At 72.0% G+C, this 10,997-nt stretch carries 11 protein-coding genes; 5 read left to right on the forward strand and 6 right to left on the reverse strand.

The genetic code is table 11. The annotated features are described in order from the left end of the window. Positions 1-46: 46 nt before the first annotated feature. Together ACIRR9_RS49120 and ACIRR9_RS49125 are read right to left on the reverse strand one after the other, a co-directional pair. Positions 47-886, reverse strand: a complete 840-nt coding sequence (locus tag ACIRR9_RS49120; RefSeq protein ID WP_365347069.1) for an ABC transporter ATP-binding protein — start codon at positions 884-886, stop codon at positions 47-49. Further along, the gene (locus ACIRR9_RS49125; protein ID WP_403766436.1) at positions 879-1,793 is read right to left on the reverse strand and encodes an ABC transporter permease; all 915 of its coding nucleotides are present in this window, start codon (positions 1,791-1,793) and stop codon (positions 879-881) included. Before ACIRR9_RS49125 ends, ACIRR9_RS49120 begins: the two co-directional genes overlap by 8 nt. Positions 1,794-2,150: 357 nt before the next feature. Here ACIRR9_RS49125 and ACIRR9_RS49130 point away from each other — a divergent pair, with 357 nt between their 5' ends. The 3 genes from ACIRR9_RS49130 (at position 2,151) to ACIRR9_RS49140 (ending at position 4,195) form a co-directional block, all read left to right on the forward strand. Beyond that, complete coding sequence (locus ACIRR9_RS49130) at positions 2,151-2,777, forward strand: TetR/AcrR family transcriptional regulator (RefSeq protein ID WP_316779073.1); 627 nt, start codon at positions 2,151-2,153, stop codon at positions 2,775-2,777. 81 nt (positions 2,778-2,858) lie between these two features. Continuing rightward, positions 2,859-3,236 carry a DoxX family protein gene (locus ACIRR9_RS49135; protein ID WP_403766439.1) on the forward strand — a complete coding sequence of 126 codons (378 nt, stop codon included), beginning with the start codon at positions 2,859-2,861 and terminating at the stop codon, positions 3,234-3,236. A gap of 35 nt (positions 3,237-3,271) precedes the next feature. Further along, a complete protein-coding gene (locus ACIRR9_RS49140) occupies positions 3,272-4,195 on the forward strand; it encodes an RNA polymerase sigma-70 factor (protein ID WP_403766441.1) in 924 nt (307 codons plus the stop codon). Between the two features lie 43 nt (positions 4,196-4,238). On the opposite strand, the gene galE is transcribed toward ACIRR9_RS49140, so the two are convergent. Continuing rightward, complete coding sequence (gene galE, locus ACIRR9_RS49145; protein WP_403766443.1) at positions 4,239-5,219, reverse strand: UDP-glucose 4-epimerase GalE; 981 nt, start codon at positions 5,217-5,219, stop codon at positions 4,239-4,241. A gap of 39 nt (positions 5,220-5,258) precedes the next feature. Next, positions 5,259-6,476 carry a glycosyltransferase 87 family protein gene (locus ACIRR9_RS49150; RefSeq protein ID WP_403766445.1) on the reverse strand — a complete coding sequence of 406 codons (1,218 nt, stop codon included), beginning with the start codon at positions 6,474-6,476 and terminating at the stop codon, positions 5,259-5,261. Between the two features lie 424 nt (positions 6,477-6,900). On the opposite strand from ACIRR9_RS49150, the gene ACIRR9_RS49155 reads away from it, so the two are divergent. Continuing rightward, on the forward strand, positions 6,901-8,397 hold the full coding sequence (locus ACIRR9_RS49155) for a glycosyltransferase family 39 protein (protein WP_403766447.1): 1,497 nt from the start codon (positions 6,901-6,903) through the stop codon (positions 8,395-8,397). A gap of 87 nt (positions 8,398-8,484) precedes the next feature. On the opposite strand, the gene ACIRR9_RS49160 is transcribed toward ACIRR9_RS49155, so the two are convergent. Next, entirely contained in the window at positions 8,485-8,967 is a 483-nt protein-coding gene (locus tag ACIRR9_RS49160) for a MarR family winged helix-turn-helix transcriptional regulator (protein WP_403766449.1), read from the reverse strand. Between the two features lie 125 nt (positions 8,968-9,092). Here ACIRR9_RS49160 and ACIRR9_RS49165 point away from each other — a divergent pair, with 125 nt between their 5' ends. Continuing rightward, on the forward strand, positions 9,093-9,509 hold the full coding sequence (locus ACIRR9_RS49165) for an organic hydroperoxide resistance protein (protein WP_403766451.1): 417 nt from the start codon (positions 9,093-9,095) through the stop codon (positions 9,507-9,509). Here ACIRR9_RS49165 and ACIRR9_RS49170 read toward each other — a convergent pair. After that, positions 9,496-10,977 carry a hypothetical protein gene (locus tag ACIRR9_RS49170; RefSeq protein ID WP_403766453.1) on the reverse strand — a complete coding sequence of 494 codons (1,482 nt, stop codon included), beginning with the start codon at positions 10,975-10,977 and terminating at the stop codon, positions 9,496-9,498. The two genes, ACIRR9_RS49165 and ACIRR9_RS49170, sit on opposite strands and share 14 nt — an antisense overlap. Positions 10,978-10,997: the final 20 nt, after the last annotated feature.

The following is a 10,997-nucleotide window of genomic DNA, read 5'->3' on the forward strand; positions in this document are numbered from 1 at the left end:
CCCGGGCCGGTGACGGCTCGGGGCGCCTTTCTCGTTGCCGCTCGGTTCAGGAAGGCTGCGGGACCTTCGGGCCGTCGGCCTGCTTCGGCTTCGCGGACTTGTCGCCGGTGAAGGCCTCGTACTCGGCGAGGACGTCCTCGGTCGGCCCGTCCATACGCAGCACACCGCGCTCCAGCCACAGCACGCGTTCGCAGGTGTCCCGGATCGAGGCGTTGTTGTGGCTGACGAGGAACACGGTGCCCGCGTGCTCGCGCAGCTCGCGGATGCGCTCCTCGGAACGCCTGCGGAAGGCCGCGTCACCGGTGGCCAGCGCCTCGTCGATGAGCAGGACGTCATGGTCCTTGGCGGCGGCGATCGAGAAGCGCAGCCGGGCGCCCATGCCGGAGGAGTAGGTCCGCATCGGGAGGGTGATGAAGTCGCCCTTCTCGTTGATGCCGGAGAAGTCGACGATGTCCTGGTAACGCTCCTTGATCTCCTCGCGGGACATGCCCATCGCGAGGCCGCCGAGGTAGACGTTCTTCTCGCCGGTCAGGTCGCCCATCAGGGCCGCGTTGACGCCGAGGAGGGAGGGCTGGCCGTCGGTGTAGATGGCGCCGTTCTCTACCGGGAGCAGGCCGGCGACGGCCTTGAGCAGGGTGGACTTGCCGGAGCCGTTGGTGCCGATCAGGCCGATCGCCTCGCCCTTGTAGGCGACGAAGGAGACGTTCTTGACCGCGTGCACGAGGCGGGTGCCCGCCGCCTTCTCGGCCTGCTTGCGCCGCACCATGCGGTTGAGGGCGGCGGTGGCGGAGCCGCGTCCGGCGCCGGTGCCGTGGACCCGGTAGATGATGTCGACGCTGTCCGCGACGACCGTGGGGATGCGGGTGTCGTTCACGTTCTCAGCCACGGCCGTACGTCTCCTCAGCCTTCCAGAAGTAGATGAAGCCGCCGACGCCGGCGACCAGGGCCCAGCCGGTCGCCGCCGCCCACACGTGCGGGGGCAGCTGGCTGGAGTGGAAGCTCTTGATCAGCGCGTAGCGCATGAGGTCGATGTAGACGGCGGCCGGGTTGGTCTCCAGGGCGACCGTCACCCAGTGAGGCAGGTGGTCGCCCTTGGTCAGCTTGGTGATGCTCCACATCACGCCGGACACGTACATCCAGGTGCGCAGGAGGAACGGCATCAGCTGGGCGATGTCCGGGGTCTTCGCGCCCATCCGGGCCATGACCAGCGCGACACCGGTGTTGAAGGTGAACTGCAGCACCAGCGCCGGGACCACCAGTAGCCAGGAGGCGGAGACGGGGATACCGAAGCAGAGCAGGATGACGACCAGGGCCGCCATCGAGAACAGCAGTTGCTGGAGCTGCTGGATCGCGAACGAGATCGGCAGCGCGGCCCGCGGGAAGTGCAGGGCGCGGACGAGACCGAGGTTGCCGGAGATCGCCCGGGTGCCCGCCATGATCGAGCTCTGCGTGAACGTCCAGATGAACACGCCGGTGACCAGGAACGGGATGTAGTCCGGCACGTGCTTCTTGGTGCCGAGCAGGACACCGAAGATGAAGTAGTACACCGCCGCGTTCAGCAGCGGGGTCATGACCTGCCAGATCTGGCCGAGCTTCGCCTGGGCGTACTGGGCGGTGAGCTTGGCGGTGGCGAAAGCGGTGATGAAGTGCCGCCGCGCCCACAGCTGGCGGACGTACTCCGGCAGGGAGGGACGGGCGCCGCTGACCGAGAGGCCGTACCGGGCGGCGAGTGCCGCGAGGTCGTCCTCGGCCGTGACCGGGGTCGGGGGCGGTGTGTGGAGAACCTGGGTCACATCCGCTGCTTTCACTCGGGGGGAGGGGGTGCGGCGTCCGGCTGGGCGCCGGGCCCGTCATCCGACGTTTCCTTACGCTTCTCTTTACGTTTTCTTACGTCGGGACGGGTCCGTATCGTCGCAACGGGAGCGTAGGCCGAGTTGGCGTCGGAACGCAACCGTTTCGTCGTCACGGACTGATGTGCGCCGTGACACTCCCGAGGTCGGGCCGCGACCGATTCGTTGTGGAGTACGGGCCGGAGCGTGTTCGATACGGCGGTGAGCAGGGAGACGTTCAGTGTGGGGTGGTTGCGACGATCGGGTGGCGGGTGTCGTCGCAACGCAACCGTTTCGTCGTTACGCCCCTATGCTGGGGGCATGACGACGAACGCCGAGGAGTCCCAGACGCGTCCGCGCCGACGAGCCCCCGCCGGGGCGGCCGTCCTGCGTGAGGACGTGACCGAGGCCATCCGGGCCGCCGTCTTCGAGGAACTCGCGGCGGTCGGGTACGCCAGGATGTCCATCGAGGGCATCGCGCGCCGTGCGGGTGTCGGCAAGACCGCGGTCTACCGCCGCTGGCGCTCCAAGCTGCACCTGGTCCTCGACGTCGTCTCGGCTCTCGCCGTGATGGGCCTGCCGGTGCCCGACACTGGCTCCCTGGAGGGCGACCTGCGGCTGCTGTACGAGGTCACGTCCCGTGCGCTGCGCCACCCCGTCGCCTCGCAGATCATCCCCGACCTCCAGGCCGAGGCCGCCCGCAACCCGGATATCGCCGAGGCCATGCAGAAGACGCTGCGGGAGGGTCAGGAGGGCGTCGCCAGCAAGATCATCGAGTCGGCCCAGCGGCGCGGTGAACTCGCCGCGAACCTCGACGACGACCTGGCCATGGACCTGATCTCCGGCCCGCTGTACTGGCGCTCGGTGGTGATCCGCTCCCCGAAGCTGCCGAAGGGGTACCTGGCGGCGCTGGCCCGCGGGACCACGGAGGCGCTGAAGGCGCTCTGAAGCACCTGACCGGGTGATGTCACAGGCGGGACGGCCGTCTCGTCGTAGGGGGCGCAGGCATCCTCGATCAAGGAGTGGACGATGAACCTCGCCCTGTGGATCGCCGCCGGACTGCTCGCCGCGGTGGCTCTGACCGGTGGCATCACCAAGACGTTCGTGCCGAGGCGGAAGCTGGCCGCGGCCCACGGCGGCGGCTGGACCGGTGACGTCGGCGACGGCTTCGTGAAGACGCTCGGCATCCTCGAACTCCTGGCCGCGGCGGGCCTGGTGCTGCCCGCCGTCACCGGCATCGCACCGGTACTGGTCCCGGTGACCGCCGGGTGCTGGATCCTGCTGATGACCGGCGCGATGATCACCCACGGCCGGCGCGGTGAACGGGCGTTCGTGGCGCTGAACCTGGTCTACCTGGTGATCGCGCTGGCCGTGGCGGTGGGCCGGTTCGGCCCCGGGTCCTTCTGACCGGCCCGGCCGTGGTCGCCGAAGGGGGAGTGGACATGGACAGGACCGAGGAGTTCCAGGAACTGCGACCGCTGCTGTTCTCCATCGCGTACCGGATCCTGGGCAGCGTGAGCGAGGCCGAGGACGCGGTGCAGGAGACCTGGCTGCGGTTCGAGGGCTCGCCGGCGGAGGTGAGATCGCCGAAGGCGTTCCTGTCGGCCGCGGTGACCCGGATCTCGATCGACGTACTGCGCTCGGCCCGCGTACGGCGCGAGGCGTATGTCGGCCCGTGGTTCCCGGAGCCGCTGCTCGCCGACCCCTACGAGGATCCGGTGCGGTCGGCGGAGCTGGCCGACTCGGTGTCGATGGCGGCGCTGCTGCTCCTGGAGCGGCTCAGTCCCCTGGAGCGAGCCGTCTTCGTCCTTCGCGAGGTCTTCGACTTCGGCTTCCCCGAGGTCGCCTCGGCGGTGGGCCGCTCGGAGGCCGCGTGCCGTCAGCTGGCGGTCCGGGCCCGGCGCCACATGGCCGAGGGCCGACCCCGCTTCGAGGCGGACCGGCGGGAGCGCGACGCGCTGGCGTCCCGCTTCTTCGAGGCCCTCCACGAAGGCGACATGGCCGGCCTGCAGGACCTGCTCGCCGCCGACGTGTCGCTGGTCGGCGACGGCGGCGGCAAGGCCCCGCAGCTGGCCCGGGCGGTCGTCGGCGCACAGGACGTGGCCCGCCTCCTCGCCGCCGTCTTCCCGCTGCTGGGCCGGATCGAGGTGACCTGTGAACGGCACGAGGTCAACGGCCAGCCGGGCGCGGTCTTCCACGACCGCGACGGCAAGATCCTCCAGACCTTCGCCCTCGACATCCTCGACGGCCGCGTCCAGGCGATCCGCCTGGTCCTGAACCCCGACAAGCTCGCCCACATGGGCCCGGTGGCGGACCCCTGGACCGTCTCGGAGGAGCTCAGACAGGCACGCCGCACCATGGAGTGACCGCGCACGCCTCATGAACCCGCCCGCCGGGCCCGCGCGAGGCTCAGCTCCTGGCCGCCTCCGGGTGGAGGCGTAGCCAGCCGTCCCAGGCCGAGGTGATCATGTCCTGGATGTCGTGTTTGGCTTTCCAGGCGAGTTCGGTGGTGATGCGGTCCGCGGAGGCGACCACGCGGGCCGGGTCGCCGGGGCGGCGGGGGGCGACGGCCGGGGGGAGGTCGTAGCCGGTGACCGCGTTGATGCGGTCGATCATCTCGCGGACCGAGACGCCCTCCCCGCGCCCGATGTTGAGGGTCAGCTCGCGGCCCGGCTCGGCCTGGAGGGCGCGGGCCGCGGCCACATGGGCCTCGGCCAGGTCCACCACGTGGATGTAGTCGCGGACGGTGGTGCCGTCCGGCGTCGGGTAGTCGTCGCCGAAGATGCGCGGCGGGGCGTTCTCCGTGAGCTTCTCGAAGACCATGGGGACGATGTTGAAGACGCCGACGTCGGCGAGTTCGGGGCTCGCCGCGCCCGCCACGTTGAAGTACCGCAGGGAGGCCGTCGAGAGACCGGTCGCCCGGCCGGTCGCGCGGACCAGCCACTCGCCCGCCAGCTTCGTCTCGCCGTACGGCGACATCGGCGCGCACGGCGTCTCCTCCGTCACCAGTTCGACGTCCGGCATGCCGTAGACCGCCGCGGAGGAGGAGAACACGAAGGAGGGAACGCCCGCCTCCGTCACCGCCTGGAGCAGCACCCGCAGGCCTTCGACGTTCTCGTGGTAGTAGTGCAGGGGACGCTCCACCGACTCGCCCACCTGCTTCTTCGCCGCCAGGTGCACCACCCCGGTCACCTCGTGCTCGGCCAGGGCACGCGCGACCTTCTCGCCGTCCAGTGTCGAGCCCGTCACCAGCGGGACGTCCTCGGGCAGGCGCTCGGCGATACCGGTGGACAGGTCGTCGTACACCACCGTCCGCTCGCCCGCCTCGGTCATCGCGCGTACGACATGCGCCCCGATGTAACCGGCGCCGCCGGTGATCAGCCAGGTCATGTGTGGCGGTCCCCTCCGTCTGTCAGCCCGTGGTGTTCGTCAGCCGCGGTCCACCTTCAGTGAAGCAGGTGCCGGCGACAACAGCGGACGGCTGATGTGGCTCCCCGTCGTCCACGGGATCCGCACGACGGCTCCCGGGCGGCGCGTGGCGCGCCACAGGTGGGTGAGGGAGAGGACGGCGGCGGTGGCCAGCAGGCCGTTGCGGGCGAGCATCAGCAGGCAGCCCGTCCAGGTGCAGCCGATGACCTCGGAGTAGTAGGCGGGGTAGGCGACGGAGCTGATCGCGGTCGCCGCCACGATCAGCGCGGCGACCGGGCGCTGTGTGGTGTGCCGGGATGTCAGGCACACGGCGGCCAGGCCCAGCAGCCAGATCATGTACTGCGGGCTGATCACCCGGCTGGTGACGGTGAAGAGCAGCACGGCGCTCAGCGCCGCGTCGTACGGGGTGGCCGCGGTCCAGTGCCTGGCGCGGACGCGCCACAGCAGCAGGAGTGCGAAGGCGGCCGCGGTGAGCGCGAGGGACGCGGTCGCGACGGCGTGCACATGCGGGCCGACGAATTCCATCGCGCCGTACCGGTAGCGGACCGTGCCCCGCCAGCCGGCGTGCCGCGCCAGGCTGAGGGCGGTGCCGCCGAGGGACTCGATCTGCACACCCCGGCCGCCCTGTTGGCGGAGAAAGGCCAGGGGGTTGCGGAACGAGAGGAGGAACGCGGTGAGGGTCACGGCCCCGGTCAGGGCCGCGGACAGCCAGGCCGAGCGGGTCGGGCGTCCGCGCGGGACTCCCAGCAGCACCAGCACCGGCCACACCTTCACCAGCGCGCCCAGCGCCGCGAGCGCCCCGCACGCGCGCGTGGAGCGCGACAACGCCAGCAGGGAGAGCACGGCGAAGGCGGTGACCTCCACGTCGTAGCGGACGAGCGGGAGGTGCAGCAGCAGGGGGAGACCGCCGGTCCAGAACGCGGCGCCCAGGAGGGTACGGCCCCGGCGCCGGCCCGCGTGGGCGAGCGCCGCCGTGATCAGCGCGTCGGCGGCCAGGGTGAGCGCCACGAACGCCTGGAAGTAACTGAGTCCGGGGACCAGTCCCGGCGCGAACAGCACCGCACCGGCGCCCGGCGGGTACTGCCACAACCTGTCGTGCGCCGGGAACGCGCCGTGGGACAGGACGCCGTACCAGTGGAAGTACAGCCGCCATACTTCGCGCGCGACCGCTCCGTGTCCCAGTACTCGCTCGTTGTTGTGGGCGAGGAGCCACAGCATCGACGCGCGCGTGGCGAGCCAGGCGGCGGCGAGACAGAGGAGACGTGGGAGATGCGGCGGACAGGAGATGCGCCCGGACCGTGGGAGGCGTGGGAGTCGAACAGCCGGGGCGAACGGGACGCGTGGGAGCGGGAAGTACGGGCGGCGATTCATCAACCGCGAGCGTAAGCCGCTCGGATGGTGTATTCATGCCGATACGCCGTCAATACCCGGCAAAGATTAGCTAATCGCAAAAGATCGGGCCGTGGTGAGTATCGGGCCTCTTGAAAAAGCGCATCCGCTGACAGCACAGACGCGGAAAGCACAGGCGCAGCAAGCACAAGCACAAGCACAAGTAGAAGTACAAGCACAGGCGCAGGCGCGGCAAGCGGATCCGCGAACATCGCGGACGGCGGAAGCCGGCCGAGCGCGCCGTGTTCTCGTCGTGGCCGCCCCGGCCGCGGTGATGCTCGCGATCGGGCTCTGGGGGCTCCACCGCGGCGGGATGTGGCGCGACGAAGCCGTCACCTACCAGGTCGCCCGGCGCACGGTCCCGCAGATCTGGCGGCTGCTGCACGGCGTGGACGCCGTGCACGGCCTGTACTACCTGCTGATGCACTTCGTCCTCGCCGCCGACCCCGGCCACCCCGGCGAGGTCGTCCTGCGGCTGCCCTCGGTCTGCGCGGCGGCCGCCACCGCGGCGCTGGTGGCCACCCTCGGCGCCCGCCTCGCCCGGCCGCGCGTCGGCCTGTGGGCCGGGCTGCTGTACGCGGTCACGCCCCTGGTCGGCCACTACGCGCAGGAGGGCCGCTCCTACGCCCTCGTCGCCGCGGGCGCCACCGGCGCGACGCTGCTCTTCGTACGGGCGGCGACGGAAGGCGGCCGCCGGGCCTGGTGCCAGTACGGCGCCGTCCTCGGAGTCACCTGCTGGCTGCACGAGTTCGCGGTCCTGCTGCTGCTCGCGCATGCGGGAACCCTGGTGCTGGCCCGTTCGTCGGGAAGGGTGTGGCGGGGGTGGTGCTGCGCGGCCGGGGGCGTGGTGCTGTCGCTGCTGCCGATGGTCGTCGTCTCGCACGGGCAGTCGGCCCAGGTCGCATGGCTCACGGAGCCGGACCTGGAGACCGCGCAGGATCTGCTGCGCCAGTACCTCGGCCCGACGGACCGGGTGTACTGGGCGTGCCTGGCGCTCGCGCTGCTCGGGCTGACCCGGCTGGTGGGCCGGCGCGGTGAGGTGACCCTCGCGGCGGTCGCCCTGCCGCTGGCGGTGCTGCCACCGGTGGCGTTGATGCTGGCCTCGCAGCTCACACCGCTGTACGTCGACCGGTATGTGCTGTACGCGCTCGCCGGTGCGCCGCTGCTGGTGGCGCTCGGCGCGGACCGGGTCGCCGGGGTGTTCGGCCGGCTCCGGTCCCGCGGCCCCGCGATCACGCCCCGGTCGCCGGCGTTCACCCTGGCGGGGGTGCTGGCGGTCGTCCTCGCCTTCACCCACCAGGTTCCGCTGCTGCGGGCGGACCGGGTGGCGGGCACCCGTCCCGACGACCTCGGAGCGGTGGCAAGGGCCGTGGCCCGTACGCTGCGGCCCGGCGACCCGGTGCTGTTCCTGCCGGCGCACGCGCGCGGGGCGCAGCTCGCGTATCCCGCAGACTTCGCACGCGCGCGGGACGTCGCACTGGCCGAGTCGGGGCCGGCGTCGGGGACGTTGTACGGGCGTGAGGTGGAGGCGGCGACGCTGCGGCGGCGGTTGGCGGGGGTCGACGAGGTGTGGGCCGTGATGGAGAAGTACGCGCTGGTGAGCGGGTACCGGCCGCGGCTGCCGACGGAGCGGGCCAAACTCGCCGTGCTGAACCAGCAGTTCGTGCTTCGGCAGGAGATGGTCATCGATCGGGTGGCGCTTCGGTTGTACGTGCGGCCGATCCAGGCGGACGCGGGCGGGTCCGGCTGAGTCCGGACTTTCGGCCGGTGGGGGCTGATCGCGCCCGCGCGGCGGTAGCCGCAGATCGACAACAGCCCCGCGCCCCTGAGGGGCGCTCTAGCAGGGCCCCTCTTCCAGGGCGGCGGCATCCAGCGTTCCCGTCAGCTGGTCCAGGCGGGCCTTCAGGTCCCGGATCTCGTCCACGTCGAAGCCCGTCGCCGCCACGATCCTCCGCGGCACCTCCAGCGCCTGCTCCCGCAGCGCCACGCCCGCCTCCGTCAGCCGTACCTCCACCGAGCGCTCGTCCCGCGCGCTGCGCTCGCGGTGTACCAGGCCCGCCGCTTCCAGGCGCTTGAGCAGCGGTGACAGGGTGCCGGAGTCCAGGCGCAGGTGTTCGCCGAGCTTCTTGACCGGAAGGTCGCCGTGCTCCCACAGCACCAGCATCACCAGGTACTGCGGGTAGGTGAGCCCGAGGTCCTTGAGGATCACACGGTAGACGCTGTTGAAGGCGCGGGACGCGGCATGCAGGGAGAAGCAGATCTGGCGGTCCAGGCGGAGCCACTCCGCTTCGGGGGCCGGTGTCGGGGTTGTCGCGGTCATGGCTCAATCGTAGCGCTTGCGAGCCATTAAGTTGTGTGCAATTAAATTGTGTGCTCTACTTGTGGTCGTGAGGGCGGCCGGACCAGGGCCGCCGGAACACCGAACTTCGAGAGGGATGGTCTTCCATGGACGCGCTCTACACCGCAGCCGCCACCGCCACCGGCCGGGAGGGACGGGCGGTCAGCTCGGACGGGCAGCTGGACCTCACGCTGGCGTTCCCGCCCGCGCTGGGTGGCAACGGCCAGGGCACCAACCCCGAGCAGCTCTTCGCCGCCGGTTACGCCGCCTGTTTCGCCAGCGCCCTGGGCGCCATCGGCCGCCAGGCCAAGGTCGACACCGGCGAGATCTCCGTCACCGCCGAGGTCGGCATCGGCAAGGACGAGACCGACGGCGGCTTCGCGCTCAAGGTCACCCTGCGCGTCGAGCTCCCCGCGGAGCTCGCCAACGAGACCGGCGAGAAGCTGGTCCACCAGGCCCACGCCTACTGCCCCTACTCCAAGGCCACCAAGGGCAACATCCCGGTCGAGCTCATCGTCGAGTAGTCACCCCGGGTACCTCCCTCCTACGGGTGAGCCGCGCGAGCACCTCCCCGGTCCGCCGGCTCCAGTCCACGACCACCGCCTCCTCGGGCAGCCGCTCCTGCCGCGTCAGCAGCAGCCAGCGCACCCGGGGGCGGTGGTCGTGGCCGTCGGCCAGTTCGATGCCGTAGCCGGGGAGCAGCCGGACGGCGTAGTAGGCGTCCGTGACCACCGGTTCCCCGGGGCCGATGTGCCGGGCCGCCCAGTCGTACGACGGCCAGCGCGGCGGCTGCGCGAAGCCGACCGGATCCACCGAGCGCGGTACCACCGCCCCGGCCTGCGCGGCCAGAAAGCCCAGGCAGGCCCCGCAGGCCGCGGCCCAGCCGAGTGCCCGCCGCCACCCCGGCCAGGGCCTCTCCGCCGCCAGCTCCACGGCCAGCGCGCACTGCGGTGCCAGCAGGGCGAGCCCGAGCAGCGTGCCGAAGCCGTACGCCGTCACCAGGCACTCCAGCGCGAACAGCAGGACCAGCGGCTCACGCCAGGCCGCGAGCCACACCGCCCGTCGCTTCACCCCCGCGGCCGCCTGCCGGGACACCCCCGCGGCCGCCCGGCCGGACACCTGCCCCGCGGCCCGCCGCGCCCGCAGCCACAGCGCCGGTACCCCCAGCAGCAGCGCCAGCCAGCACCGGCCCGCCGGCCCGTCGTACGGCTGCGGCAGCAGCTGCGCGTGCGCCCCGCACCCGGACACCCCGGCCGCCACCGTGCACATCAGCCCCCACCGCCCCCACACCGCGCCCCGCCATCCCCGCTGCCACCCCGCCGCGAAGGCCACCGCCCCGGCCCCCGCCCCGACGCCGGTCACCGGGTCGATCAGCGCCACCACCCCGTACAGCGCCCCGAGCGCCGCGTACCCGGACAGGCTGCGCAGGCCGCTCGGGCCGACATAGCGCACCCGGCGCAGATCACGCGCCCGGGTGCCGGTCAGGGCCCAGGCCCAGAAGGTGAGGCCGAGAGCGAACGCGGACGGGTAGCCGAGGCTGCCGGACAGCGGCAGCAAGGCCAGCGAGCCGGCACCCCGGCCCGGTTCCGTGCCCCAGAGCACGGCCATGAAGCCCAGCGCCAGCACCGGTGCCCAGGGCCGCGGGGTGAGGACGCGGACCAGCCGGCCGAGGCCCGTCAGCAGCACCAGCAGATTGACCGGCCCGCACACCCGCAGCAACTGCCAGCCCGTCAGCCCGGTCAGCCGGGCGAGCGCGCCCTGCGCGAGCACATACGGGGACACGGCACCTGCCGCCAGGCCCACCCGCAGCCGTTCCACCGCCGCCGCGTGCTGACCGGCCTCGCAGCACGGCGGCACCCGCCAGTACGCCAAGGTCATCAGCAGCCAGAACAGCAGGCCGAAGACCTGGTACGGGGTGAGTCTCCGGACCCGGCCGCCGCGCAGGGCGGTGGAGCCGTGTGCGGCGCGCCGGACCAGGGCGTCGGTGCTCACCGGGGAGAGCGGACAGGGCG

The sequence above is a fragment of the Streptomyces sp. NPDC101234 genome (assembly GCF_044767525.1).
Classification (GTDB): Bacteria; Actinomycetota; Actinomycetes; order Streptomycetales; family Streptomycetaceae; genus Streptomyces; species Streptomyces sasae.